Origin of the sequence: Neorhizobium phenanthreniclasticum, assembly GCF_040066075.1 — a bacterium.
In the GTDB taxonomy this organism is placed as follows: domain Bacteria; phylum Pseudomonadota; class Alphaproteobacteria; order Rhizobiales; family Rhizobiaceae; genus Neorhizobium; species Neorhizobium petrolearium.
Genome location: NZ_JBEAAL010000002.1, coordinates 225,499 through 249,622 on the forward strand (window position 1 = coordinate 225,499; position 24,124 = coordinate 249,622).

Consider the following 24,124-nt stretch of genomic DNA (forward strand, 5'->3'; position numbering starts at 1 on the left):
TTGATCCGGCGGCGGGTCGAAAACGCCTTGCGCTTTTCGGCCCGCCTCTGCCGGCTTATTCGATCGGTTCGAGATGCTGTTCGAGGGCTTCTCTCAGATGTGCATGCTGCTTCGGCAGCTTCAGCGCTTCGCCGAGATGGGCCGTATCCTCGTCCCGGTTGAAGCCGGGCTCGTTTGTGGCGACTTCGAACAGCACGCCGCCCGGCGTACGGAAATAGATCGCCCAGAAGTAATCGCGGTCGATGACCGGGGTCACCTGATAGCCGGTTTCCATCAGCGCCTTGCGGACTTCGAGCTGCTTCTCGCGGTTTTCGACCGCAAAGGCGATATGGTGGACCGAGCCGGCGCCGAGATGGGCATGGGCGATGTTGGGCATGGTTTCGATGTCGATGACGTCGGCGCCGTTGCCGCCAGGGATACCGAAGCGCGTCACGCCGTCCTTCGCATCGATCTGGCTGTAACCCATGTATTTCAGCAGTTCACCGGTGGCGCCCTCATCGCGAAGCCTCAGCGAAGCGGAATGGAAACCACGGATCGCATTGTCCTCGCCAACGCCGTTGCCGGTCCAGGGCGCACGCGGATCGTCCTTGACCTCGACGAGCGCGAAACCATCGCCGTCCGGACCTGCGAAATACAGCCGGTTTTCGCCGAAGGCGCTGTCGGTCTTCAAGCCGTCGACGCCTGCCTTGCTCAGCCGGTCGGTCCAGTAGCCGATCGAACCTTCCGGGACCGAAAAGAGCGTTGTGCCCACTTCGCCGGTGCCGGGGCGGCCGCGGGCGATATGCGGGAACGGGAAATAGGTCATCACCGAACCGGGCGTGCCCACTTCGTCGCCGTAGTAGAGATGGTAGACATCAGGCGCATCGAAATTGACGGTCTTCTTGACCCGGCGGAGCCCAAGCGTATCGGTGAAGAACCTGTTGTTGGTGCCGGCGCTCGCAGCCATCGATGTGACGTGGTGGAGGCCCTTGATCTGGTCGAGCATTTCAAACCCCTTTCTGGCTCAGCGAGCCGTTATCTGGGGCATTATTTGGTCGATCGGGTGCGGATTGGATAGACTGCCCTATCCGAACGCATTGTTCACTTTTCGAAGATGGCGAGCGGTTAATTGTTCACAGATACGCGCTCGGGCAATTGCCAGTCGATCGGTTCTTTGCCGCGCGAAATCAGGAAGTCGTTGGCCTTGGAAAAATGCCGGCAGCCAAAAAACCCGTTATGGGCCGAAAGCGGCGAAGGATGCGGGGCCTTGAGCACAAGGTGCTTTTTCGTATCGACGAAGGCCGCCTTCTTCTGGGCATAGGAGCCCCAGAGCATGAAGACGACGCCGTCGCAATCCTCGTTGACGGCGCGGATGACGGCATCGGTGAAGCGCTCCCATCCCCGCCCCTGGTGCGAGGCCGCCCTCGCCTCCTCGACCGTCAGCACGCTGTTCAGGAGCAGCACGCCCTGGCTTGCCCAATGCTCCAGGAAACCGTGATTGGCCGGTCGGATACCGAGATCGGTTTCCATCTCCTTGTAGATGTTGACGAGCGAGGGCGGGATGCGCACGCCCGGCCTGACGCTGAAGCAGAGCCCGTGCGCCTGGCCGTAGCCGTGATAGGGGTCCTGGCCGAGGATGACGACCTTCACATGCTCGAGCGGGGTGAGATCGAGGGCGCGGAAATATTCGCTGCCCTTGGGAAATATCCGCTTGCCCGCCTGCTTCTCGGCGACGAGAAAACGCCTCAGTTCGCTCATGTAAGGATTTTCGAATTCCGGCCCGAGCACGTGCTTCCAGCTTTCCTCGAGCCTGACCTCGCCCTCCGCCATCGCTTGTTCTCCTATTGGAACCGGCCGCCTCGCTGCAGGACCTCGATCTTATAGCCATCAGGGTCGGTGACGAAGAAGAACCGCGCAAACGGCTTGCCGTTATACTGCATGTCCACAAGTTTGCCGACCGGCAACCCGAGATCGACAAAGCGCCTGTATTCCAGATCGATATCCTCGACCGAGACGGCGATATGCCCATAACCGTTGCCGAGGTCGTAAGCCTCTTCCTGGCCGGCATTGACCGTCAGTTCCAGTTCGAACCCGGTCTCCCGATTGGCCATGTAGATCAGTGTGAATCCGTCGAACGGCACCCGCTCGGCGATCTTGAGGCCGAAAGCCTTCTCATAGAAATCGACCGAACGCGCCTCATCCAGCACCCGGATCATCGAGTGGACCAATTTTGCCATGACCGGCCTTCCCTATTTCAGAACGTGATTGCTGCGCGAATGCCAATTCCAGGCGGAACGGATGATGTCTGCGAGCGTATATTGCGGCTCCCAGCCGAGCACAGCCTTCGCCTTGTCGTTATTGGCGACGAGCGAGGTGGAATCGCCCTCGCGCCTTCCGACATATTCCACCGGGAAGGGCTTCCCCGACACTTCGGAAATCGCCGCCAGCAGTTCCTTCACAGTCGTGCCCGTGCCGGTGCCGAGATTGAGTTCCATCGTCTCGCCGCCCGCGAGCAGATAGTCCACGGCGCGGACATGCGCATCGGCAAGGTCCAGCACATGGATATAGTCGCGCACGCAGGTGCCGTCGCGGGTGTCGTAATCGTCACCGAACACCTTGAAGCCCTGGCGGCGGCCGAGTGCGGCCTCGATCGCCAGCGGGATGGCGTGCGTTTCCGGCGTATGCCATTCACCGATCCTGCCCTCGAAATCGGCGCCGGCGGCGTTGAAATAGCGCAGCATGACGGACTTCAGGTCCTTGTACTGGCCGTAATCCTTGAGCGCCTGCTCGATGATGAACTTGGTGCGGCCATAGGGATTGATCGGCGCCTGCTTATGCGTCTCGTCCATCGGCACCCGGTCAGGCAGGCCATAGGTGGCGCAGGTCGAGGAGAAGACGAAGGCCTTCAAGCCCGCATCCATCGCCGCCGACAGCAGCGTGAGCGCACCGATGACATTGTTGTCGTAGAAACCGACCGGGTTCTTGACCGATTCCCCCACCTCGATCAGCGCCGCGAAATGCAAAACCGCATCCGGCTTATATTTTGCGAAAACCTCGTCGAGGCGCGGGCGATCGCGGATGTCGCCCTCTTCCAGCGGTCCCCAGCGGACGAATTCCGCATGGCCATTGGAGAGATTGTCGAAGACGATGGGCTCGTAGCCCCGCTCCGCCAGCACCAGACACGTGTGGGAGCCGATATAGCCGGCTCCGCCGACCACGAGCACTTTCTTCTTCGACATCATGTCTCCTGAAGGCTGTTGAAACCGGCGGGCACTATAACGGGCATGAAACAAATGGGAAGGGCAGACTGCGCGGTCAATCGCACTGCACAAATTTGTCGAGACTCGGCCCTCAAACTTCTCTATCCTGCTCAGGATTTATTGTAGGTCATTCATGCGTCCCCTGCTTCTCAGTCTCGGCTGGTTCTTCGTAGCTGTCGGCGTGATTGGCGTTTTCCTGCCGGTCCTGCCCACGACGCCCTTTCTGCTGCTTGCGGTCGCCTGCTTTGCACGCTCCTCGCCGAAGCTCGAAGCATGGTTGCTCGAACACCCGAAATTCGGCCCGCCGCTCAGGGACTGGCGGGAAAAGGGTGCGATCCCGCGGAAGGCGAAAATCGCCGCGGTCGTGATGATGAGCGTCAGCTATGCCATCTTCTGGTTCGGGACGTCGCCGCCCTTCTGGCGTGCTACCCTGGTCGCAGCCCTGATGATCGGTCCGGCGATTTTCGTCGTCACCCGTCCGGAACCCGGTGCCTGAGGTCCGCGGGGGTCAGCGATGCCGCGATTGCGGCAGCACATATGGGATATGTTCGGCCGGCAGCCGCCCGACCGCGCCGGCAATCCCATAGACGCTGGCGATGATCTCGTCATTGACCGTCTCCGCACACGCGCCTTCCGCGACGATCTTGCCGTGGTTCAGCACCACAAGTTGATCGGCAAATTCCGCAGCGAGATTGAGGTCGTGCAGGATGGCGAGCACGATCCCGCCGGCGCTCGCGAAATCGCGGGCGATCTCCAGCACCGAAATCTGGTGACCGAGGTCAAGGCTTGCGGTCGGCTCATCAAGGAAGAGCGCCCGCGGTACGCCATCGACAATCGGCTGTGGTACCTGGGCAAGCGCCCGGGCAAACTGCACCCGCTGCTGTTCGCCGCCGGAGAGCGACGGATAGGGCCGGCTTTCGAAACCACGCAATCCGACTTTGGCGAGCGCCTGCCGCGCCTGCTCGGTCGGGTTCAGCGCTCGCTGCGCCACCGCCCCCATGCGGGCGATTTCAAGTGCCGTAAAGGGGAAGGCAAGCTGTGTTGCCTGCGGCAGCACGGCCCGACGCTTGGCAAGCTCGGCCGGCTGGCAAAGACCGATACTCGTTCCGTAGTAGGAGATGAAACCCGTATCCGGCTTCATCTCGCCGGATACCACCTTCATCAGCGTCGATTTGCCGGCGCCATTCGGACCGATGATCACGGTAAACCGACCAGGCCTGAGGTCGATCCCGACATTGTCGAGAAGCTTGCGGCCCGAGCGGGCGACGGTGATGTGTTCGCCCGAAATCATGGCATGTCCCGCATGCTCACTCCCTTCTTCCCGATGAGCAGGAAGAGGAAGACCGGTGCACCGAAGAGCGCCGTGATGACGCCGATCGGCAGTTCCGCAGGCGCGGCGACGGTGCGCGCCACGCTGTCTGCGATGAGCAGCAGCGCCCCGCCTCCGAGGGCCGAACCGGGTAGCAGGAAACGGTGGGACGGCCCTATGGCGAGACGCAGGAGATGCGGCACGACGATGCCGACGAAACCGATGGAACCCGCCACCGCGACCGTCGAACCGCAGGCGGCAGCCACCGCCACGATGACAATCGTCTTCAGCCTCTGCACCGGGATGCCCATGTGGAAGGCGGCAGCATCGCCCAGGATCAGTGCGTCGAGCCCTCGCGCCACGAAGGGCATGATGGCGAGCACGATGGCGATGAACGGCAGGATCGAGAGCACGCGACCGAAGGTGGCGCCACCGAGCGAGCCGAGGCTCCAGAAGGTGATGTCACGGAGTTGCCGGTCGTCGGCCATGACGATCATGAGGCCCATGATCGCCGCTGAAAGAGCGCCGATCGCGATGCCGGAAAGGATGAGTGTAGTGGTCGACGTCCGGCCGTCGCGGGTTGCGATCATATAGAGCATCCAGGTGTTGAAGAGGCCACCGAAGAAAGCCATCAGCGGCAGGAACTGGTTGCCGAGCAGCATGGAGACGGGCGCAAGTACCGTATTGCCAAGTACGATCGCCGCGACCGCCGCCACCCCGGCACCTGACGTCACGCCGACGATGCCGGGATCGGCGAGCGGATTGCGAAAGAGGCCCTGCATCATTGCGCCGGAAACGGCAAGCCCCGCGCCCACCAGCAGCCCGAGCGCCGTGCGCGGCAGGCGCACGGCCTCGAGGATTACCCGCTCCTGCGTCGAAAGGCTTGCAGCGTTGCCGGTCGCGTAGGCCCAGAGATCGCGAAGGCCCACGCCAGTCGGACCGACGCCGAGCGAGATGAGGCAGGCGACGAAGAGGATCGCCGCGAGCAGGATGAGGACCAGAACGCCCTGCTGCGTCCGGTCGCCACTGCTTGCCGGGCGAAAGGCCATCGCCAGCGCTTTCATCAGTTGATCGCTCCCGGATAGATCTGCGCGGCCAGCGCGCGGGCGGCCTCCGGCGTGCGCGGACCGAAGCCGAGCAGCAGCAGGCCATCCATGGAGATGAGCGCCTTGTTGGCGGCTGCCGGCGTCGTCTGCATGGAAGGAACCGCGAAGACCTGTCCCGGTGTAAGTTTGTGATCGCCGCGCGACATGGAAAGGATCACGTCTGGCTGGGCGGCGATCACCGCCTCGTCGGCGAGCGGCTTGTAGCCGTTGATCGTCGGCGCGGCATTGATGCCGCCGGCCATTTCTATCACCGCACCGGCTTCCGTGTCTGCGCCGCCGGCCATCACACGGCCGTTCGAGAGCGACAGGACGAAGAGCACCTTCTTTCTCGGCCCAGGAACCTTCGCAACGTCTTCGGCAAGCTTCTTGAGGTCCGCTTCCGTCTTGACCGCCAGCGCCTCCGCCTTGTCGGAAAGGCCTACGGCGGCGCCCACGTCGCGGATTTTCTGGCCGATCTTGTCGGCCTCGGGCGGCGTCGGGATCGTGACCATCGGCACTTCGCTGGCTTTCAAGATTTCAAGCACGGGCGGTGGGCCGGACCCCTCTTCCATCAGGATCAGATCCGGCTTCTGACCGAGAACGCCTTCCGCGGAAAGCGCTCGCATGTAACCGACATCCGGCTTGCCATTCGCAGCATCGGGATAGAAGCTGGTGGAATCCCGCGCAACGATGCGGTCCTCGGCGCCAAGCGCGTAGAGAATTTCCGTGATCGTGCCGCCGACCGAAACGATGCGCTTCGCCTCGGGATTGCCCTTTTCGGCCGCCGCGGCATGGCCGGCAGCAAGACCCGTTGCAAGAGATGCGACCACGAAAAATCGGCAGACGGCGGAAGAATATGTCATAATGCCTACCCTGATTGTACCATTCCCGGGCTTGCGAAAATCCACCCGGCGCCACGCCTTCGACGACATAACTTGAGTTGACTACGCAAGTTTTTTCGGCTTTTCAAGAGCGCCGGCCGTAGATATCTTGAGCCGAAAATGAAACTTATTGTGAGGACCGATAAATGTATATCGCCATGAACCGATTCCGTGTGGTGCCGGGCTATGAAGAGGCTTTCGAGAACATTTGGCGCAGCCGGCAGGGCCGCCTGGCCGAACTCCCCGGCTATATCGAGTTCCACATGCTGAAGGGTCCGAAGGCGGAGGATCACACCCTCTATGCATCGCACACGGTCTGGGAAAGCTTCGCGGATTTCGAGGCCTGGACGAAGTCGGAGCAGTTCCGCGCCGCCCATGCCAAGGCCGGCGAAAACCGCGGCAAGGTCGAATATCTCTCGGGCCCGCATTTCGAGGGTTTCGAAGTCATCATCCACGAAGACAAGAACGGCGCACGCGCCGACGCTGCCTGAGGCAGGCCGATGAATGCTGATTCAGACGTCAAGCCGGACCGCCGTGAACGGGCGCTCGCAGCACTTGCAGAAAAGCCTGACGGCGTGGTCGAGGCGATTGCCGCAAAGGCCGAGGTGACGCCGGCCGAAATTCTCGAAATCCTGCCGAGAGGTGCCGCGGTTATCGTCGGGAAGGATCATTTCCTGGATATCTGGTCCGAGATGGGCACCTGGGGCGAAGTCCTCTTTATCGTCCATACGGAGGACATCGTGCTGGAGGCAGAAGGCAGCCTTCCGGCCGGCTCCGAGGCACACGGCTGGTTCAACATCCACGGAGCCAGTCCGATCGGCGGCCATATCCGGAAGGATAACTGCGCGTCGGTGACGTTCGTGGACCGTGCCTTCCACGGCCGCCGCTCCTGTTCGGTCTGGTTCATGAATGACAAGGGTTCGGCGATGTTCAAGGTCTTTGTCCGCCGCGACGCAAACCGCGAACTGATCGCAGAGCAGCTCAATAAGTTCGAAGCCCTGCGCGACCGCTACGTTCCTGCGTAGACCGGATCGGAACAACCATAAGTGACCCGGCGGAAACATATTTTAGCCGGGTTGCATTTTCTCCGGAACCACCTGCCGGTCTGCTCGTTAACGGCGATGGGACCGGGTATCATGTGGTCCGGGACCGCCGGTGACGGCGGCTTCCCGTTTTGTCGTTTGTCGGTCCCGTATGATTGCGTGGAGTGCTGCCGTGTCTCTTGGCGGACCGTTCGCTCGCTCCAGCGGCGTGGAGGAGAGCGATCTCGAACGGCACGGCAGCCTTCCCGTTCTGATAGGGCCTGGAGCCTTCACCGGTGCCCTCAAAGGGCCGGAACCCATTTCCAGAAAACGCCTTCCATCCGCTCGGGATAATATTTGAACTCGCATTCGAAGCGCCGGCCATAGGCTTCCGCCGCGGTCAGCGCCGCCGCGCTCGCCGGCTTCATGCCGGTGCCTGGTGCAAACCAGTCTTCCAAAAGATCGTCCGGAACATAGACTCCGATCCGGAGCGGCAAGGCGGTCAATGTCGCATCGAGTTCTTCCGGCGGCATGGCTTTTCCTCCTCCACGAAAAGACGGCGCTCCGAAAACGTCCGTCTCCCCGGGAAGTTCCGATCTGGCTGCAAAGCCCTTGGGATCAGGGATCAGCGGTGCGCGGCATGCTCCGGCTTGCCCTTGCGCTTCGCCGAAGCCATCTCGTGCAACTCCTTTTCGCTCATGGATTTTTCCATGCCCTTCGAAGCGCCCTTGAGCTCGCCCTTCTTGATCTCGCCCCGCTTGGCGGCGAGCGCCGCGCCGGCGGCCTTCTGCTGTGATTTCGATTTCGCTGGCATGTCTGCCTCCTCGGTTTCACATCCGAGAAGAACAGACCGGCATGGTTTTGGTTCCCGCCTTTGAGGTGGAACATCTCATTTACCCACGGGTTGTTCTGATAACCAGCGGCGCCCTTGGGCGGCGCGATAAGAGGAAGGGACAACTATGAATGCGGACAATCCGGAACGTTGAACCTGTCATCCGCAAACCGCCCAGGGCGGAACTCAAGAACCCGCACGAGTGTTCTCCTGCACGCAACCGAATCGGAGATCGTCAATGAACGCCGAAGCCAATGCCGCGCAGAACCTGATGCCGAAGCCGGCGAAGGCTATACTGGGGAACGAGCCCGAGATGGAAGTCAAGGCGTCACCGACGCTTGCCGATCCGGATTCCGAGTCCTTCGTGGCCATGGCGCTCGAAGACCTCGTCAAATGCCATATCCCCTTCCTCGTCGCCGGCACCTTTGCGGTGAGTGCCTATACCGGCATTTCCCGGCAGACGAAGGACCTCGATATCTTCTGCCGCGCCGGCGATTACGCCCGCATTCTCGCTCACTTCAAGGAGAAGGGCTACGAGATCGAGGTGGAGGACGACCGCTGGCTCGGCAAGGTGAAGAAAGGCCCGCACTTCTTCGATGTCATTTTCGCCGGCTCGAACGGCACGATGCCAATCAGCGACGCCTGGTTCGAGAATGCCCGGCAGATCGAGATGGGCGGCCACAAGGTGAGCATCATCGCGCCGACCGAGCTCATCTGGTCGAAATGTTTCGTGCAGCTCCGCCACCGCTATGACGGCGGAGACATCGTCCATGTCATCCTGCGCGCTCACGACCAGATCGACTGGCAGCGGCTTCTGAACCACATGGAAGTGCATTGGGAGGTGCTGCTGATCCACCTCCTGAACTTCCGCTGGATCTATCCGACCGAGCGCGACAAGGTGCCTGACTGGCTGCTGGACGAGCTGCTCGACCGGTTGAAGGCGCAGCGCGAGCTACCGCTGCCGCAGATGAAGATCTGCCGCGGCCGCATGTTCAGCCGGGTGGATTTCGAGATCGACGTGAAGGAATGGGGCTTTGCCGATGTGGGCGGCGAAGGCGACCTGCGCGACGACCTGCCAAAAGACTTGCCTAGGGACTTGCAAGGAGTATCGTCGTGACCCGGACGACCGACGCAAAAGACGACACCGGGATGAAATCCAACGGCAGGCTGAAGATCGCCGCCATGGGCGACCTGCATGTGAAGGAAAACGACGGCACCTCGTACAAGGAGCTGTTCAGCGAGATTTCCCAGATCGCCGACATCCTCGTGCTCACCGGTGACCTGACGGACCTCGGCAAGCCGAGGGAGGCGGAAATCCTTGCTGCGGAGCTGCGCTCCTGCTCCATCCCCGTCGTCGGCGTGCTCGGCAACCACGATTACGAATGTGGTCATGTGGAAGAGGTGACGGCAATCATCAAGGATGCCGGCGTCCAGCTGCTCGAAGGCCAGGCGGTCGAGATCGACGGCGTCGGGTTTGCAGGCGTCAAGGGTTTTGCCGGGGGCTTCGGCCGTTACATGCTCGGCTCCTTCGGCGAACCGGCGATCAAGGCCATGGTGGCGGAAAGCGTGGAAGAGACCATGCGGCTCGAAAACGCGCTCAGGCAGGTGCGCTCTGAACGGGCGATGGTCGTGCTGCATTATGCCCCGGTTCTGGATACAGTGGCGGGTGAGCCGCAGGAAATCTATCCCTTCCTCGGCTCCTCGCGTCTGGCGGAAACCATCGACCGCTTCCCGGTGAAAGCGGTCGTACACGGCCACGCCCATCGCGGCACCTATTCCGGCAAGACGCCCGGCGGCGCCCCCGTCTACAACGTCGCGTCCCATGTCGAGAAGCCGACCGGAAGACCGTATGCGCTGCTGGAGTTGTGAAACCCACCTCCCCCTCAAGGGGGGAGGTCGTCGCGAAGCGACGGGTTGGGGTGACCAATTTGATCTCCGACGGTTCACCCCACCCCGGACCTACGGTCCGACCCTTCCCCTCAAGGGGAGGGTGAAATCTCACACATGCAGCGCGTGCCCGAGCGCCTTCATCGACGCCTCGGCAAATGCTTCCGATAGCGTCGGATGCGCATGGATCGTGCCCGCTATATCCTCCAGCCTCGCGCCCATCTCGACCGCCAGCGAGAAAGCCGCGGACAATTCGGAAACCCCTGTCCCGACCGCCTGTATGCCGAGCACCAGATGGTTGTCGGCGCGCGCCACCACCCGCACAAATCCTTCTTCCGATGACAAGGTCATCGCCCGGCCATTGGCCGTGAACGGAAACTGGCCGACCTTGGTCTCGCGGCCGCCCGCTCGCGCTTCGTCCGGCGACAGCCCGACCGACACGATCTCCGGATCGGTGAAGCAGACGGCGGGGATCGCGCGCTTGTCCCAGTTCCGGCGTTTGCCCGAAACGATCTCCGCCACCATCTCGCCCTGCGCCATCGCCCGGTGCGCCAGCATCGGCTCCCCGGTCACGTCGCCGATCGCATAGATACCGCGCATTGACGTGCGGCATTGCTCGTCGATCCTCAGGAACCGCCCGTCCATGTCGAGTTCCAGTTCCTGTCGGCCCCAGCCCTCGGTGACCGGCCGGCGGCCGACCGTCACGAGCACCTTGTCGGCGGAGATCCGTTTCTCCTCGCCATCTCCGGTTTCCGCAAGCAGTGCCTCGCCGGTCGCCGACATGCCCCTCACCTTGGTACCGAGCAGCACCTCGGCCCCCAGAGCCGAAAGCCGCCTTGCAACCGGCTGTGTAAGCTGCGCGTCGTAGAGCGGCAGGATGCGGTCGAGCGCTTCGACGATCGTCACCTTCGACCCCAGCTTGGCGAAGGCGATGCCGAGTTCGAGGCCGATATAACCCGCACCAACTATCGCCAACCTCCCAGGCACTTCGGTCAGCGACAATGCACCGGTCGATGAAATAACCTTTCCGCCGAACGGCAATGCCGGCAGCTCGACCGGCGCGGAGCCTGTGGCAATGACGACATTCTCCGCACGGATGACCTGCTGACCGGTCTCGGTCTCCACCGCAACCGTCTTGCCGTCGCGAAATTTCGCCCGGCCGACGACGATCTTTACGCCTGCCTTCTTCAGGAGGCCCGACACGCCCATGGTCAGGCGGCCGGTGATCCCGTCCTTCCAGGCCACGGTCTTCGCGAGATCGATGGCCGGGTTCTCGGCTCCGATGCCCATGGCGTTCCTACCCGCGGCCATGGCCACGGCTCCGTGGAAATCGTCGGCCGCATGGATCAGCGCCTTGGACGGGATGCAGCCGATATTGAGGCAGGTGCCGCCCGGCTTCGCCATTTCGACGATGACCGTATCGATTCCCAGCTGGCCGGCCCGGATGGCGCAGACATAGCCGCCCGGACCGGCCCCGATGACGAGAAGCTTGCAGGCGATTTCCTTCATTGTTCTTCTTCCACCTCACTCATAGAGCGTCCTTTGTGCATCCTCCGGATTCACAAAGGACGCTCTAACTCTTTGAATCGGCGAATAGTGCCTTCCGAAAATCGGAACCGATTTTCGGGCCTATTCGCTGACGAATATCAACGCCGGCGTTTCCAGGAGCGCCTTCAGCCTCTGCACGAAGGTCGCGGCGTCCCAGCCGTCGATCACCCGATGATCGAAGCTGGAAGACAGGTTCATCATCTTGCGCGGCACGAACTGCGTCCCGTCCCAATGCGGCCGGATCGCGAGCTTGTTGACGCCGATGATCGCCACTTCCGGACGGTTGATGACCGGCGTCGAGACGATCCCGCCCATCGCGCCGAGCGAGCTGATGGTGATCGTCGAACCGGTAAGCTCCTCGCGCAAGGCGGTGCCGTTCTTCGCAGCTTCGCTCAGCCGCGCAACCTCGCGGGCACAGTCGAATATGTCCCGCGCCTCGGCATGCTTGACCACCGGCACGACGAGGCCGGAGGGCGTCTGCGCCGCAACGCCGATATGCACGCCGCCGAATTGATGGATCACCCCCGCCTCGTCGTCGAAATGTGCATTGATGCCCGGTTGCTCTGCGATCGCCTTGACCATCGCCCGCATCAGGAACGGCAATATGGTGAGCTTCGGCTTGCCCGGCTTCAGATTGCCATTCAGACGGGTCCGCAATTCCTCCAGCGCCGTCATGTCCACCTCCTCCACATAGGTGATGTGGGGAATGCGCGACTTGGCGAGCGCCATTTTTTCCGCGATGCGGCGGCGAAGGCCGACGATCTTGACCTCCTGCACGCTCTTGTTGGGCTGCAGGCCGGCCGCAACAGCGCTCCCTGTCTCGCGGCTCAGGAACATATCGAGGTCTTCATGGGTGATGCGCCCGGCCGGACCGGTTCCCGGTACCTGCCTGAGATCGATACCTGCTTCCCTGGCCCGCAGGCGGACGGCTGGCGGTGCGAGTGGCCTTTCGCCTCCGGAGCGCGGTGCACCGACACCTGGGGATGCCGCCGCTGCAGACGGTTTTGCCGGAGTGCCCCCCGCTGCGGGTTCCCGCTTTTCCGCGACAGGCTTCGGCTCATCTTCGAGCTCGGCCGAACGCGGCGCCCGCTCAGGCGAAGTCAGCTCGATCGCCGGCTCCTCCTCACCCGCTTCACCGGCGGTCTTGATTTTGAGAATGGCTGCCCCGACGGCAATCATGTCGCCAATGTCGCCATTCCTCCAGGTGACCTCGCCTTCCACCGGAGAGGGAATTTCCACGGTTGCCTTGTCGGTCATCACGGCGGCGAGCATCGTGTCCTCCCGCACAAGGTCGCCGATATTCACATGCCATTCCACGAGCTCGGCTTGCGCGACCCCTTCGCCGACATCCGGCAGCTTGATGATTTTCTCACCCATGTCAGGCCTCCATCATGTCGCGCAGTGCCCGGCCGACACGGGCCGGCCCCGGGAAGTAGTCCCATTCCTGCGCATGCGGATAAGGTGTATCCCAGCCGGCGACACGGATGACCGGCGCTTCAAGATGGTAGAAGCAGTGTTCCTGCACCAATGCCACGAGCTCCGCACCGAAGCCGGAGGTCATTGTCGCCTCGTGCACGACCATGCAGCGGCCGGTCTTCCTGACTGACGCCACGATGGTTTCGAGGTCGAGCGGCAGCAGCGTGCGCAGGTCGATCACCTCCGCATCTATTCCCGTCTCCTCCGCCGTCGCCTCGGCCACATGCACCATCGTGCCATAGGCGAGGACCGTGACCGCCGAACCCGGCCGGCGTACGACCGCCTTGCCGAGCGGCACCGTGTAGTGCTCCGCCGGCACCTCGCCGAGCGGATGCGAGCCCCAGGACGTCACCGGCCGGTCGTGATGGCCGTCAAAGGGGCCGTTGTAGAGCCGCTTCGGCTCCAGGAAGATCACCGGATCCGGGTTCTCGATCGACGAGATCAAAAGGCCTTTGGCGTCATAGGGATTGGAGGGCACCACGACCTGCAGGCCGCAGACATGGGTAAACAGCGCCTCCGGGCTCTGGCTGTGCGTCTGCCCGCCGAAGATGCCACCGCCGGTCGGCATGCGGATGGTTATGGGGCAGGTGAAATCGCCATTCGAGCGATAACGCAGTCGCGCCGCCTCCTGGGTGATCTGGTCATAGGCCGGATACATGTAGTCGGCGAACTGGATTTCCACACAGGGCTTCAATCCATAGGCGGCCATGCCGATCGCGGTTCCGACGATCCCGGATTCATTGATCGGCACGTCGAAACACCGCGTCTTGCCGTATTTCTGCTGGAGGCCCTGCGTGCAGCGGAAGACGCCGCCGAAATACCCGACGTCCTCGCCAAACACGACCACGTCGTCGTCACGCCCCATGGAAACGTCCAGGGCGCTGCGGATCGCCTCGATCATCGTCATCCGTGCCATATCTCACACCCCCGCCTGCTGGCGCTGGCGTTTCAGGTGCGGCGGCATTTCGGCATAGACACCCTCGAACATGTCACGCATCGAGGGGCGGCCGCCGGAATGCAGCGTGCCGTGACGCTCCGCCTCCTTCTGGGCGGCTACGACCGTGTCGCGGATTTCCGCCTCCATTTGGCTGTGGCGCTCCTCGCTCCAGGCACCGATGCGGACCAGATGGTTCTTGAGGCGAATGACCGGATCGCCGAGCGGCCAGGCCTCCGACTCCTCCTTGGGGCGGTAGGCGGAGGGATCGTCGGAGGTGGAATGGGCGCCGACACGATAGGTGACGTATTCAATCAGCGTCGGGCCGATATTCCGCCGTGCCCGCTCCGCTGCCCATTTGGCGACCGCATGAACGGCGAGATAATCGTTACCGTCGACCCTGAGCGACGGCAGGCCGAAACCCAGACCCCGCGCCGCGAACGTGCCGGAGCCACCGCGAGCGATGCCCTGAAACGTGGAAATGGCCCACTGGTTGTTCACGACGTTGAGGATGACCGGTGCCCGGTAGGTCGAGGCGAAGACCAGCGCCGCATGGAAATCGGATTCGGCCGTCGATCCGTCGCCGATCCAGCCGGCGGCGATTCTCGTATCGTTCTTGATGGCCGACGCCATGGCCCAGCCGACCGCCTGCACGTATTGCGTGGCGAGATTGCCTGAAACCGTGAAGAAACCGTGGTCTCTCGCCGAATACATGATCGGCAGCTGCCGGCCCTTCAACGGGTCGGCGTCGTTGGAATAGATCTGGTTCATCATCTGAACCATCGGATACCCGCCGGCGATCAGGAGGCCTGCCTGACGGTAGGTCGGGAAATTCATGTCGCCCGGCTGCAGCGCCTTGCGGAAGGCGCAGGAGACCGCCTCTTCGCCGAGATGCTGCATGTAGAAGGAGGTCTTGCCCTGCCGCTGCGCCATCAGCATGCGGGCATCGAAGGCGCGAAGCAGCATCATGTGCCTCAGCCCCTCCATCAGTTCCTCGTTGGTGAGCGTTCCGGCCCAGGGTCCGACGGCCTCCCCTTCCCGGTTCAGCACCCGGATGATCGAGAAAGCAAGATCGCGGATCGTCTCCGGGTCGACATCCACTTCCGGCCGGCGCACGGAACCGGCCTTGGGAATGGCTACGTTGGAAAAGTCCGGTCTTCCGCCCGGCCTCACCTCCGGCTCCGGCACATGCAGGCTTAGTTTGCCGGGCAGGCTGGGCCTCATTCCATCTTTCATATTCGCTTCTCCTCCCAAAGAACCGACAATTGCCGCGTCACCTCAACTCAATTCGCCAAACCCCGGGCGATGATGATCTTCTGGATGTCGGACGTGCCCTCGTAGATCTGGCAGACCCGCACGTCGCGATAGATACGTTCGACCGGGAAATCGGAAATATAGCCGTAGCCGCCAAGCGTCTGGATCGCTGCGGAACAGACCTTTTCCGCCATTTCCGACGCGAAGAGTTTTGCCATGCAGGCTTCCGAAAGGCAGGGCTCGCCGCGATCCTTGAGCCTTGCCGCATGCAAGACCAGTTGACGCGCTGCCTCGATCTGGGTCTTCGCCTCGGCCAGGCGGAAAGCGACCGCCTGATGATCGAGCAGCACCTTGCCGAAGGCCTTGCGTTCCCTGGCATAGGTGAGTGCGACGTCGAACGCCGCCTGCGCCATCCCGACACATTGGGCTGCAATCCCGATGCGGCCTGCCTCGAGGCCGGAAAGGGCTATCTTCAGCCCCGCTCCCTCCTCACCGATCCGCTGGCTTTCGGGAATGCGCAGGTTGTCGAACATCAGCGCCGCTGTATCGGATGCGCGCTGGCCGAGCTTGTCCTCGACTTTGGAAATGGAAAAACCGGGCACATCGGTGGAGGTGACGAAGGCGGAAATGCCGCGTTTTCCCGCAGAGGGATCGGTGACGGCGAAGATGATCACGGTACCGGCGATCCTGCCCGAGGTGATGAACATCTTCGAGCCGTTGATGATGTAATCGCCGCCATCCCTCGTTGCCCGGGTGCGGATCGCTGCCGCATCGGAGCCGGTATCGGCTTCGGTCAGCGCAAAGGCGCCGATATGCCGGCCCTCGGCGAGCGGCCGCAGGAATTTTTCCTTCTGTTCGTCGGAGGCATGCGCGTCGATGAGCGAGCAGACAGGGGAATTGTGGACGCTGACGAGCGTCGAGACCGCCCCGTCGCCCGCGGCAATCTCCATCAGGGCGCTTGCATAGGCGACATAGGAACAGCCGACGCCGCCCCATTCCTCGCTCGTTCGCATGCCGAGAAAGCCGAGTTTGCCGAGTTGCTGCAACACCTCCGGCTCGATCGCATGCGCCTTGTCGCGCGCCGCGGCACCGGGTTTCAGCACATCGCGGGAAAACTCCGCGGCCGTCGAACGGATGAGCTCCTCCTCATCGGTCAGCATGCAAAGATCTCCTCCTCGAAACCGTCTGCACCAGCTTTAATCTAGAGCCGGAATCGATGGCGGACCACTCCTGCGAACTTGTTATTTGTTACGCCTTTCAGCAATTTTCTTGCGCGTATACGGCCCTATGGAACTCGAAAGCAATTCAGCCGTTTGCCGGTCTCTCTCAATCAGGGACAGGTCGATATGCCGGAACTGGATGCCGTCACCGAATTCCGCGTTTTTCCAAGAACATGGGGGGCGGAATATGTCGCCGCCGGCGAGGTGCGCTTCCGGCTCTGGGCGCCGGGCCAGAAAAAAGTCTGGCTGAGGCTCAACGGCGAAGACACCGAGATGACCCGCAGCCCTGACGGCTGGTTCGATCTGCTCGCGACCGGCGTCGTGCCGGGCACGGAATACAGCTATCTGCTCGCCAACGGCATGGTCGTCCCCGATCCCGCTTCCCGCGGCCAGAAACAGGACGTTAACGGACCATCGCTGGTGATCGATCCGACCAGCTATGCCTGGCAGCATCCGGACTGGAAAGGACGTCCCTGGGAAGAGGCCGTCATCTACGAACTCCACATCGGCACCTTCACCAAGGGAGGCACGTTCCGCGCCGCGATCGAAAGATTACCCTATCTGGCCGAACTCGGCATCACCATGATCGAGGTCATGCCGGTTGCTCATTTCGGCGGCAACCGCGGCTGGGGATATGACGGGGCACTGCTCTATGCTCCGCATGCGGCCTATGGTCCGCCGGAGGATTTCAAGGCCTTTGTGGATGCTGCCCATGGCCATGGCCTGATGGTCGTGCTCGATATCGTGCTCAACCATTTCGGTCCGGAAGGCAATTATCTGCCAATGCTCGCGCCGTCTTTCTTCCACAAGGAAAGAATGACGCCCTGGGGTGCAGCGATCGCCTACGACATCGATCCGGTGCGGCGCTATATTGTCGAGAACCCGCTCTACTGGCTGGAGGAATTCCATCTCGACGGCCTGCGCTTCGATGCCGTCGACGTGATCGAGGACACATCTGAAAAACATGTCCTGATCGAGATCGCCGAGCGCATCCGCGCCGAAATCACCGGCCGGCCGATCCATCTGACGACCGAGGACAACCGCAACGTCACCTTCCTCCATCCCCGCGACGAGAACGGCAACGCTCCTCTCTTCACGGCCGAGTGGAACGACGATTTCCACAATGCCGTCCATGTGCTCGCGACCGGCGAAACGCATGCCTATTACGAGGACTTCGCCAGGGATCCGGAAAAGCTGGCGGCCCGCGCGCTGACCGAGGGCTTCGCCTATCAGGGCGAGGTCTCACCCCGAAAAGGCAGGCCGCGCGGCGTCAAAAGCACAGATCAGCCGCCCGTTGCCTTCGTCGACTTCATCCAGAACCACGATCAGGTAGGCAACCGGGCGCAAGGCGAACGACTGCTCCCACTCGCCGGCGCATACAAGACCAGGGTGCTGTTCGCCGCCCTGCTGCTTTCTCCGCATATCCCGCTCCTCTTCATGGGCGAGGAATATGGCGAGACCAACCCTTTCCTGTTCTTCACGGATTTCCATGGTGATCTTGCGAAGGCGGTGCGCGACGGCCGCCGGAAGGAATTCGAGGGCCATGCCGGCCATGACGACGATACCCTGGTGCCGGATCCGAATGCGAGGCAGACCTTCGACTTCTCCACGCTCGACTGGAACAAGCCGGACTCCGTCGACGGCCGGGACTGGCTGGAATTCACCGGAAAGCTGCTTGAGCTTCGCAAGCAATATGTCTTGCCATTGCTCCGCTCGGCGCACGGTGGCAGCGGCAAAGTCCTGAAGACGGAAAAGGGCTTCCTTGCCGTCACGTGGACCTTCCCGAAAGGCACGCTTTCGATGGCGATCAACATCGGCGAAGAGCCGCAAACCCTGCCCGGGCTGTCCGGCAAGGTGATCTTCGCATGGCCGGAACAGGCCAGGGATCTGCCGCCGAACTCCATCGTGGTGAGCTTTGCACCGACCGGAGACACGGAATGAAGGTCCCGACCGCCACCTACCGCATCCAATTTCGCAACGGCATGACCTTCGACCGCGCCGCGGCGCTGGTGCCCTATCTGAAACGGCTCGGCATCAGCCACCTCTATGCCTCGCCGATCTTCACCGCCACGACAGGCTCTACGCACGGCTATGACGTCACCGACGCCAACGAGATCGATCCAGCGATCGGTGGCCGCGCCGGCTTCGAGCGCATGGTGCGGGCGCTGAAGGCGGGCGGCCTCGGCCTCATTCTCGACATCGTGCCCAACCACATGGCCGCATCGCTCGAAAACCCGTGGTGGCGCGATGTGGTCGAAAACGGCGAAAACAGCCGTTACGCCCGCCATTTCGACATCGACTGGAGCCGTCGTCTCACCCTTCCCTTTCTCGGCGACACGTTCGAAAAGGTGCTTGAAGCCGGCGAGATTTCCATCAGGCTCGATCCCAAAACCGGCAGGCCGGCGCTTGCCTACTACGAAACGCTCTATCCGTTGACGCCGTCGAGCTATGCCGGCTGCGGGACGGCGGTGCTCGCGACCACGGACAAAGCTGCGATCGCCAGGCTTCATGACCAGCAGCCCTATCGGCTGATGTCCTGGCGGGACATGCCGCGCGAACTCTCCTACCGCCGCTTCTTTGAAATCGCCGGCCTCGTCGGCGTCCGGGTTGAGGACGGTTCGGTCTTCGACGATACCCATCACCTCATCCTCGAACTCGTCCATGGCGGCATGGTCGATGGCCTGCGCATAGACCATGTGGATGGGCTTGCCGACCCGAAGGGATACCTCGAGCGGCTGCGCCACGAGACCGGACCGGACTGCTACATCATCGTCGAAAAGATCCTCGGCGAAGGCGAGCATATCCCCGCCGACTGGCCGGTCTCCGGTACGACCGGCTACGAATTCATCGCCGCCGTCAGCAACGTCCTCATCGATGCGGGCAAGCTCGATACGCTCCGGGAGACCTATCATCAGGTCGTCGGTCATCCCGTCAACATGGAGGCCGAACTCCGCGCCGCGAAATTGATGATGGTCGACAACAACTTCGCCGGAGAAGTTGCAACCCTGCTGAAGCTCGCCATGCAGATCCAGCAGGTGGAGGATCGGGAATCGGCACTTGCCGAAGCCTCCGTGAGATCAGCCCTGCGCGAATTGCTGGTTGCCTTTCCTATCTACCGGACTTACGGCACCCGGGAAGGCCTGCCGACGGAAGACCGGAGGGTGCTGGGAAAAGTTCTGGACACGGTGCGAAACGGACCGAACGCTCCGCCGCTCCATGCTCTCGCTTTCCTGGAGCGCATTCTGATCGGCGATGTCGAGCAATCCGTCGCCGGCCGCGCTTCAGTCTTCCGCACCCGCTTCCAGCAACTGACCGGTCCGCTTATGGCAAAGTCCATGGAGGACACGCTTTTCTATCGTCACCATATGCTGCTCGCGCTGAACGAAGTCGGCGGTGAACCGCTCCCTCGCGCCTCTTCGCTCGGGCGGTTCCATGGAGCGATGGAGACGAAGCTTGAAAGGGAACCCGACGCCCTTTCCGGCACCTCCACCCATGACACCAAACGCGGTGAGGATGCCCGCGCACGTCTTTACACACTGAGCGAAGCTCCCGAACTTTGGGCCGAAGCCGCCGCGCGCTGGCATGAAATGAACAGAGCTTTAATCTCGGCATTGGATGACGGCCCCGCCCCCGAACCTCCCGTCGAATGGATGCTCTATCAGGCGCTCGCCGGCGTCTGGCCGGCAACCTTCGATCCGGGGAACCTGGAAGATCTGAAGGCCCTGGAGGAGCGCTTCGCCGCTTACGTCGGGAAGGCGTTACGCGAGGCGAAACTCCGCACCAATTGGGGTGATTCCAACGAGGCCTACGAGAAAGCCGTCATCGGCTATGCCCGCGGACTTCTTTCGCCCGGGAACCAGACTTTTCGGGCGGATTTTTCCGATACGCTCCGCCCCTTCATCCATGCCGGTCTGGTGAACAGCCTCACCCAGACCATCATCAAACTCACCGCTCCCGGCGTGCCGGATATCTACCAGGGATGCGAAGGCCTCGATTTCAGTCTCGTCGATCCGGACAATCGCCGTGAGCCGGATTTCGAGACGTTGCAGACCTGGCTTTCCGAGAGTGAGATGCGTCCATCGACAAATGAGGAATGGCAGAGCGGCCGGCTGAAACAGCATGTCACCGCCGTCCTTCTGCGGCTGCGCCAGGAAGCACCGACGTTGTTTCGCAAGGGCGAATACCTGCCCCTTGAAGCCGTCGGCAAGCGCGCCGACAATATCGTTGCCTTCGCCCGCGCCGACGCCGAAGATGCATTGATCGTGATCGCCCCCCGGCTCGTCTTCAGCGCCTTCCATACGGCATCCCCTCAGTTCGGGGCAGACCGCTGGGCCGAAACTGAGGTTTCGCTGCCGGAAAAACTCGCCCATCGCCGCTATCGTGACATCTGTGCCGGAAAGACGATGCATTTCGGAGAGCAGGTCGCCCTCAGCAGGGTCTTCGCCGACTATCCCTTCGCGCTCTTGCTTGCGGAATAGCTGTCGGTTTCGTCAATGGAGAAAGCGCCGATCTGCTTCGAGACGGCGCCTTGATTCTCTTGCAGAGGTTGAGATTCCCGTAGATTTCTCAACGAAATCAAGCGAATCCGACGAGATTCAGAATCGCGATGACAATAACGATGGCGCCGACCAACCAGATGATGCTGTTCATGTCTTTCTCCTTTCGATGTTGTGGTGTGAACGGCGCGGGACTGAAAATGTTCCGGTAGAATGCCTTTGGAACAAACAAGGTCGGCACGTGTTGAACGAGCGTCGTGCGGAGCTTCGACCTCCGTCAGGAAGGGTGGGGTGAAATGGCCGGAGAAACGCCTCAGGGCGACAATATGACCGGAGCGACGACGCATCGCGTGGTCATCGTCGGTGCAGGCTTTGCCGGTCTGGCGGCCGCCCGCACCCTCGGCAATACCGGAATCGACGTCACCGTCATCGATCGGCGCAACCACAATCTCTTTCAGCCGCTGCTTTATCAGGTTGCGACCGCGGCGCTGTCACCTGCCGATATTTCCGAACCGATCCGCCGCACGCTCGGCCGCTTCCGCAATATCAAGGTCATGCTGGCGGAAGTGACCGGCATTGATCCCTCGGCGAAAACGGTTCAGCTCGATCACGGCGCCTCGGTACCCTACGACCAGTTGGTGATCGCCACCGGCTCCGAATATAATTACTTCGGCCACGAGGATTGGCGCGCCTGGGCGCCGGGGCTCAAGACGATCCATGAGGCGCGGCTGATCCGCCAGCGCCTGCTGCTTGCCTTCGAAAAGGCCGAACTCTCACAGGATTCGGAGGAAAAGAAGGCGCTTCTGACCAGCGTCATCATCGGCGGCGGCCCGACCGGGGTGGAGATGGCAGGCGCGATTGCCGAACTCGGCCGCTTCATGATCACCCGTGATTTTCGCAAGCTGGAGCCCGACCATATGCGGGTGATCCTCATAGAGGCTGGTCCGAAGATCCTTTCAGCTTTCCCCGATAATCTCGTCCAGTATGCGCTTCGGGAACTTGAGAAAACGGGCGTCGAGGTGCTGACAAACCTTCCCGTGGAAGCAATGACCAAGGATGAGGTCGTGGCAGGCTCGCGGCGCTTCCGCGCCGGCTGCATCATCTGGGGGGCAGGCGTGAAAGCATCCCCGGCCGGCAGGTGGCTCGGCATTGAAGGCAAGGCCGGCGGCCGTATTCCGGTCGAGCCTGATCTCTCCGTCACGGGGTTTCCCGATATCTTCGCGATCGGCGATACGGCACTTGGCCTTGCCGAAGACGGTAAACCGTTGCCGGCACTCGCCCAGGTCGCCAAGCAGCAGGGCGAATATCTCGGCCGCGCACTCAAAGAGAAATTGCTGGACGGCAAACCTGTCGGACCTTTCCACTTCCAAAACCGCGGCAATACAGCCGTGATCGGCCGCAATGCCGCGATCTTCGACTTCGGCAAATGGACGCTCAAGGGCTGGTTTGCCTGGCTTCTTTGGGCGATCGTGCATGTCTATCTGCTCGTCAATTTCGAAAAGCGCCTGCTCGTCAGCATTCAGTGGATCTGGCGCTATCTGACCCGGCAGCGCGGAGCCCGGCTGATCGACGAGAATGCCGCTGCCTTCGTGCCGTCATCCACGCAAAGGACCGAGACATGAACACCGCCAACCCGCAGCTCGAAGGTCTTTATCTCGCGCTTGCCGCGATCAACCGCCTTCTGGTCGAAAAGGGCCTCGTATCCCACGTCGAAATCCAGGATGTCCTGCAGACCACCGAACGTGCGGTGCTTGCCGACGACAAGCCGCTCAGCATTTCGAGCTCCCATCAGAAAGCCGTCGCGTTCCCGATCCGCCTTCTGCTTCTGGCGAACGAGGCACACGAACAGGGCAAGACATTCTGTTTCGATGATCTGGCGCGGGAGATCGGTCGGCGAACCTGAGATATTGGATGGATCGCGGGCTCCGAACGGTGGCATGAGCGCATGCCGCCGCTGTTCTCGATGGAGGAAGAAGAAGATCAGAGGATCGGCTTGCCGCCCGTCACTGCGATCATCGTGCCGGAGACGTAGCTGGAAAGCGGGTCGGCAAGCATCACATAGGTCGTTGCAAGCTCCGCCGGCTGGCCTGGCCGCTTCATCGGCACCTGTTTGCCGAACTCCTTGACCTTGTCTTCCGGCATGGTGGAGGGAATGAGCGGCGTCCATATCGGGCCAGGCGCCACGGCATTCACCCGGATGCCCTTTTCGGCGAGAAGCTGCGCCAGCCCTGCCGTAAAATTCTGGATCGCGCCCTTGGTGGTCGCGTAGGCAAGCAGGCCCGGGTTCGGATTGTCCGAATTGATCGACGCGGTATTGATGATGGTGCTGCCTGGCTTCATATGCGGTACGGCGGCCTTGGAGAGATAGAACATCGCGTGAATGTTGACCTTGAAGGTGAGCTCCCATTCTTCGTCGCTGATATCTTCGATCGAGGAGAAGCTCGCCTGATGCGCCGCATTGTTGACGAGGATGTCGATACCGCCGAATTCCCCCACCGCCTTGTCGATGATCGCTCGGCAATGGGAGGAGGCCTTGATGTCGCCCGGCATGAGCACAGCCTTGCGTCCTGCTTCTTCAACAAGACGCTTGGTGTCTTCGGCATCCTCGTCCTCATCGAGATATGAAATCAGAAGATCGGCCCCCTCGCGCGCATAGGCGATCGCGACCGCCCGGCCGATGCCGCTGTCGCCGCCGGTAATGACGGCGCGTTTGCCGGCAAGCCGCCCCGACCCTCGGTAGGAAAGCTCGCCATGATCCGGCACCGGATCCATCCGGTTCGTAAAGCCGGGCATCGGTTGCTGCTGTTCGGGAAAGGGCGGCGTCGGGTACCGGGCCATGGGAAGCGTCCTCCTTTTCGGTTGGGAAGTTGCTTTTCCAACTCGCTGCAAAGGCGGATGTTCCCGACCGCAAACACGGAAAAGGAAGAAGGCGCCGAGACCG

At 62.0% G+C, this 24,124-nt stretch carries 24 protein-coding genes; 9 read left to right on the forward strand and 15 right to left on the reverse strand.

All coding sequences use genetic code 11. The features are described from left to right. Nucleotides 1-55: 55 nt before the first annotated feature. The 4 genes from ABK249_RS05225 to galE all read right to left on the reverse strand — a co-directional run bounded on the left by ABK249_RS05225 (nt 56) and on the right by galE (nt 3,218). On the reverse strand, nt 56-985 hold the full coding sequence (locus ABK249_RS05225) for a VOC family protein (protein ID WP_348862384.1): 930 nt from the start codon (nt 983-985) through the stop codon (nt 56-58). 119 nt (nt 986-1,104) lie between these two features. Further along, nucleotides 1,105-1,809 carry a uracil-DNA glycosylase gene (ung, locus tag ABK249_RS05230; protein ID WP_348862385.1) on the reverse strand — a complete coding sequence of 235 codons (705 nt, stop codon included), beginning with the start codon at nt 1,807-1,809 and terminating at the stop codon, nt 1,105-1,107. Between the two features lie 11 nt (nt 1,810-1,820). After that, nucleotides 1,821-2,216, reverse strand: a complete 396-nt coding sequence (locus ABK249_RS05235; protein ID WP_348862386.1) for a VOC family protein — start codon at nt 2,214-2,216, stop codon at nt 1,821-1,823. 12 nt (nt 2,217-2,228) lie between these two features. Continuing rightward, the gene (galE, locus tag ABK249_RS05240) at nt 2,229-3,218 is read right to left on the reverse strand and encodes a UDP-glucose 4-epimerase GalE (protein ID WP_037149107.1); all 990 of its coding nucleotides are present in this window, start codon (nt 3,216-3,218) and stop codon (nt 2,229-2,231) included. Nucleotides 3,219-3,372: 154 nt separating this feature from the next. Here galE and ABK249_RS05245 point away from each other — a divergent pair, with 154 nt between their 5' ends. Continuing rightward, the gene (locus ABK249_RS05245) at nt 3,373-3,735 is read left to right on the forward strand and encodes a YbaN family protein (RefSeq protein ID WP_210055695.1); all 363 of its coding nucleotides are present in this window, start codon (nt 3,373-3,375) and stop codon (nt 3,733-3,735) included. A gap of 12 nt (nt 3,736-3,747) precedes the next feature. On the opposite strand, the gene ABK249_RS05250 is transcribed toward ABK249_RS05245, so the two are convergent. Genes ABK249_RS05250 through ABK249_RS05260 form a run of 3 tightly spaced genes read right to left on the reverse strand, consistent with a single transcriptional unit; the run spans nt 3,748 to nt 6,496 of the window. Then, nucleotides 3,748-4,530, reverse strand: coding sequence for a heme ABC transporter ATP-binding protein (locus ABK249_RS05250; RefSeq protein WP_348862387.1), 783 nt, complete (start codon nt 4,528-4,530; stop codon nt 3,748-3,750). Then, nucleotides 4,527-5,612, reverse strand: coding sequence for a FecCD family ABC transporter permease (locus ABK249_RS05255; protein ID WP_348862388.1), 1,086 nt, complete (start codon nt 5,610-5,612; stop codon nt 4,527-4,529). Before ABK249_RS05255 ends, ABK249_RS05250 begins: the two co-directional genes overlap by 4 nt. Further along, nucleotides 5,612-6,496 carry a heme/hemin ABC transporter substrate-binding protein gene (locus tag ABK249_RS05260; protein WP_348862389.1) on the reverse strand — a complete coding sequence of 295 codons (885 nt, stop codon included), beginning with the start codon at nt 6,494-6,496 and terminating at the stop codon, nt 5,612-5,614. Before ABK249_RS05260 ends, ABK249_RS05255 begins: the two co-directional genes overlap by 1 nt. 164 nt (nt 6,497-6,660) lie before the next feature. Between ABK249_RS05260 and ABK249_RS05265 the strand changes: the two genes are divergently transcribed. Together ABK249_RS05265 and hutX are read left to right on the forward strand one after the other, a co-directional pair. Then, a complete protein-coding gene (locus ABK249_RS05265) occupies nt 6,661-7,005 on the forward strand; it encodes an antibiotic biosynthesis monooxygenase family protein (protein ID WP_037149100.1) in 345 nt (114 codons plus the stop codon). Nucleotides 7,006-7,014: 9 nt separating this feature from the next. After that, nucleotides 7,015-7,539: a heme utilization cystosolic carrier protein HutX gene (gene hutX, locus ABK249_RS05270; RefSeq protein WP_348862390.1), complete on the forward strand. Its 525-nt coding sequence runs from the start codon at nt 7,015-7,017 to the stop codon at nt 7,537-7,539. Nucleotides 7,540-7,838: 299 nt separating this feature from the next. Here hutX and ABK249_RS05275 read toward each other — a convergent pair whose 3' ends face one another. Beyond that, a complete protein-coding gene (locus ABK249_RS05275; RefSeq protein ID WP_037149096.1) occupies nt 7,839-8,069 on the reverse strand; it encodes a hypothetical protein in 231 nt (76 codons plus the stop codon). 92 nt (nt 8,070-8,161) lie between these two features. Then, nucleotides 8,162-8,350, reverse strand: a complete 189-nt coding sequence (locus ABK249_RS05280) for a DUF3008 family protein (RefSeq protein WP_037149094.1) — start codon at nt 8,348-8,350, stop codon at nt 8,162-8,164. 289 nt (nt 8,351-8,639) lie between these two features. Here ABK249_RS05280 and ABK249_RS05285 point away from each other — a divergent pair, with 289 nt between their 5' ends. Together ABK249_RS05285 and ABK249_RS05290 are read left to right on the forward strand one after the other, a co-directional pair. Further along, a complete protein-coding gene (locus ABK249_RS05285; protein WP_407722104.1) occupies nt 8,640-9,485 on the forward strand; it encodes a nucleotidyltransferase family protein in 846 nt (281 codons plus the stop codon). A gap of 32 nt (nt 9,486-9,517) precedes the next feature. After that, nucleotides 9,518-10,237 carry a metallophosphoesterase family protein gene (locus tag ABK249_RS05290; protein WP_227705189.1) on the forward strand — a complete coding sequence of 240 codons (720 nt, stop codon included), beginning with the start codon at nt 9,518-9,520 and terminating at the stop codon, nt 10,235-10,237. A gap of 129 nt (nt 10,238-10,366) precedes the next feature. Here ABK249_RS05290 and lpdA read toward each other — a convergent pair whose 3' ends face one another. The 5 genes from lpdA to ABK249_RS05315 form a co-directional block, all read right to left on the reverse strand. After that, nucleotides 10,367-11,764: a dihydrolipoyl dehydrogenase gene (gene lpdA / locus ABK249_RS05295; RefSeq protein WP_348862391.1), complete on the reverse strand. Its 1,398-nt coding sequence runs from the start codon at nt 11,762-11,764 to the stop codon at nt 10,367-10,369. A gap of 120 nt (nt 11,765-11,884) precedes the next feature. Continuing rightward, entirely contained in the window at nt 11,885-13,180 is a 1,296-nt protein-coding gene (locus tag ABK249_RS05300) for a dihydrolipoamide acetyltransferase family protein (RefSeq protein ID WP_348862392.1), read from the reverse strand. A gap of 1 nt (nt 13,181) precedes the next feature. After that, a complete protein-coding gene (locus tag ABK249_RS05305; protein ID WP_227703702.1) occupies nt 13,182-14,195 on the reverse strand; it encodes an alpha-ketoacid dehydrogenase subunit beta in 1,014 nt (337 codons plus the stop codon). 3 nt (nt 14,196-14,198) lie between these two features. Beyond that, the gene (locus ABK249_RS05310; protein ID WP_227703703.1) at nt 14,199-15,449 is read right to left on the reverse strand and encodes a 3-methyl-2-oxobutanoate dehydrogenase (2-methylpropanoyl-transferring) subunit alpha; all 1,251 of its coding nucleotides are present in this window, start codon (nt 15,447-15,449) and stop codon (nt 14,199-14,201) included. Between the two features lie 47 nt (nt 15,450-15,496). Continuing rightward, complete coding sequence (locus tag ABK249_RS05315) at nt 15,497-16,627, reverse strand: acyl-CoA dehydrogenase family protein (protein ID WP_348862394.1); 1,131 nt, start codon at nt 16,625-16,627, stop codon at nt 15,497-15,499. A 186-nt stretch (nt 16,628-16,813) separates the two neighbouring features. Here ABK249_RS05315 and treZ point away from each other — a divergent pair, with 186 nt between their 5' ends. From treZ to ABK249_RS05335, 4 genes are all read left to right on the forward strand, one after another. Beyond that, entirely contained in the window at nt 16,814-18,628 is a 1,815-nt protein-coding gene (treZ, locus tag ABK249_RS05320) for a malto-oligosyltrehalose trehalohydrolase (RefSeq protein ID WP_348862395.1), read from the forward strand. Continuing rightward, nucleotides 18,625-21,165: a malto-oligosyltrehalose synthase gene (gene treY, locus ABK249_RS05325; protein ID WP_348862396.1), complete on the forward strand. Its 2,541-nt coding sequence runs from the start codon at nt 18,625-18,627 to the stop codon at nt 21,163-21,165. The genes treZ and treY overlap by 4 nt, the downstream gene beginning before the upstream one ends. A 314-nt stretch (nt 21,166-21,479) precedes the next feature. After that, the gene (locus ABK249_RS05330; RefSeq protein ID WP_227703707.1) at nt 21,480-22,805 is read left to right on the forward strand and encodes an NAD(P)/FAD-dependent oxidoreductase; all 1,326 of its coding nucleotides are present in this window, start codon (nt 21,480-21,482) and stop codon (nt 22,803-22,805) included. Next, on the forward strand, nt 22,802-23,086 hold the full coding sequence (locus ABK249_RS05335) for a hypothetical protein (RefSeq protein WP_037149074.1): 285 nt from the start codon (nt 22,802-22,804) through the stop codon (nt 23,084-23,086). Before ABK249_RS05330 ends, ABK249_RS05335 begins: the two co-directional genes overlap by 4 nt. Before the next feature lie 77 nt (nt 23,087-23,163). Here the strand turns inward: ABK249_RS05335 and ABK249_RS05340 are convergent, their stop codons facing one another. After that, complete coding sequence (locus ABK249_RS05340) at nt 23,164-24,021, reverse strand: SDR family oxidoreductase (protein ID WP_227703708.1); 858 nt, start codon at nt 24,019-24,021, stop codon at nt 23,164-23,166. Nucleotides 24,022-24,124 lie beyond the last annotated feature (103 nt).

What these genes read in the sequence shown, in the direction of transcription:
- ABK249_RS05340 (WP_227703708.1), bottom strand. Translation starts at nt 24,021, where the DNA reads ATGGCCCGGTACCCGACGCCGCCCTTTCCCGAACAGCAGCAACCGATG.
- ABK249_RS05225 (WP_348862384.1), bottom strand. Translation starts at nt 985, where the DNA reads ATGCTCGACCAGATCAAGGGCCTCCACCACGTCACATCGATGGCTGCG.
- ABK249_RS05290 (WP_227705189.1), top strand. Translation starts at nt 9,518, where the DNA reads ATGAAATCCAACGGCAGGCTGAAGATCGCCGCCATGGGCGACCTGCAT.
- lpdA (WP_348862391.1), bottom strand. Translation starts at nt 11,764, where the DNA reads ATGAAGGAAATCGCCTGCAAGCTTCTCGTCATCGGGGCCGGTCCGGGC.
- ABK249_RS05260 (WP_348862389.1), bottom strand. Translation starts at nt 6,496, where the DNA reads ATGACATATTCTTCCGCCGTCTGCCGATTTTTCGTGGTCGCATCTCTT.
- ABK249_RS05315 (WP_348862394.1), bottom strand. Translation starts at nt 16,627, where the DNA reads ATGCTGACCGATGAGGAGGAGCTCATCCGTTCGACGGCCGCGGAGTTT.
- treZ (WP_348862395.1), top strand. Translation starts at nt 16,814, where the DNA reads ATGCCGGAACTGGATGCCGTCACCGAATTCCGCGTTTTTCCAAGAACA.
- hutX (WP_348862390.1), top strand. Translation starts at nt 7,015, where the DNA reads ATGAATGCTGATTCAGACGTCAAGCCGGACCGCCGTGAACGGGCGCTC.
- ABK249_RS05235 (WP_348862386.1), bottom strand. Translation starts at nt 2,216, where the DNA reads ATGGCAAAATTGGTCCACTCGATGATCCGGGTGCTGGATGAGGCGCGT.
- ABK249_RS05250 (WP_348862387.1), bottom strand. Translation starts at nt 4,530, where the DNA reads ATGATTTCGGGCGAACACATCACCGTCGCCCGCTCGGGCCGCAAGCTT.
- ABK249_RS05305 (WP_227703702.1), bottom strand. Translation starts at nt 14,195, where the DNA reads ATGGCACGGATGACGATGATCGAGGCGATCCGCAGCGCCCTGGACGTT.
- ABK249_RS05265 (WP_037149100.1), top strand. Translation starts at nt 6,661, where the DNA reads ATGTATATCGCCATGAACCGATTCCGTGTGGTGCCGGGCTATGAAGAG.
- ABK249_RS05310 (WP_227703703.1), bottom strand. Translation starts at nt 15,449, where the DNA reads ATGAAAGATGGAATGAGGCCCAGCCTGCCCGGCAAACTAAGCCTGCAT.
- ABK249_RS05255 (WP_348862388.1), bottom strand. Translation starts at nt 5,612, where the DNA reads ATGAAAGCGCTGGCGATGGCCTTTCGCCCGGCAAGCAGTGGCGACCGG.
- ABK249_RS05335 (WP_037149074.1), top strand. Translation starts at nt 22,802, where the DNA reads ATGAACACCGCCAACCCGCAGCTCGAAGGTCTTTATCTCGCGCTTGCC.
- ABK249_RS05280 (WP_037149094.1), bottom strand. Translation starts at nt 8,350, where the DNA reads ATGCCAGCGAAATCGAAATCACAGCAGAAGGCCGCCGGCGCGGCGCTC.
- ABK249_RS05330 (WP_227703707.1), top strand. Translation starts at nt 21,480, where the DNA reads ATGGCCGGAGAAACGCCTCAGGGCGACAATATGACCGGAGCGACGACG.
- ABK249_RS05275 (WP_037149096.1), bottom strand. Translation starts at nt 8,069, where the DNA reads ATGCCGCCGGAAGAACTCGATGCGACATTGACCGCCTTGCCGCTCCGG.
- ABK249_RS05285 (WP_407722104.1), top strand. Translation starts at nt 8,640, where the DNA reads ATGCCGAAGCCGGCGAAGGCTATACTGGGGAACGAGCCCGAGATGGAA.
- ung (WP_348862385.1), bottom strand. Translation starts at nt 1,809, where the DNA reads ATGGCGGAGGGCGAGGTCAGGCTCGAGGAAAGCTGGAAGCACGTGCTC.
- treY (WP_348862396.1), top strand. Translation starts at nt 18,625, where the DNA reads ATGAAGGTCCCGACCGCCACCTACCGCATCCAATTTCGCAACGGCATG.
- ABK249_RS05245 (WP_210055695.1), top strand. Translation starts at nt 3,373, where the DNA reads ATGCGTCCCCTGCTTCTCAGTCTCGGCTGGTTCTTCGTAGCTGTCGGC.
- ABK249_RS05300 (WP_348862392.1), bottom strand. Translation starts at nt 13,180, where the DNA reads ATGGGTGAGAAAATCATCAAGCTGCCGGATGTCGGCGAAGGGGTCGCG.
- galE (WP_037149107.1), bottom strand. Translation starts at nt 3,218, where the DNA reads ATGTCGAAGAAGAAAGTGCTCGTGGTCGGCGGAGCCGGCTATATCGGC.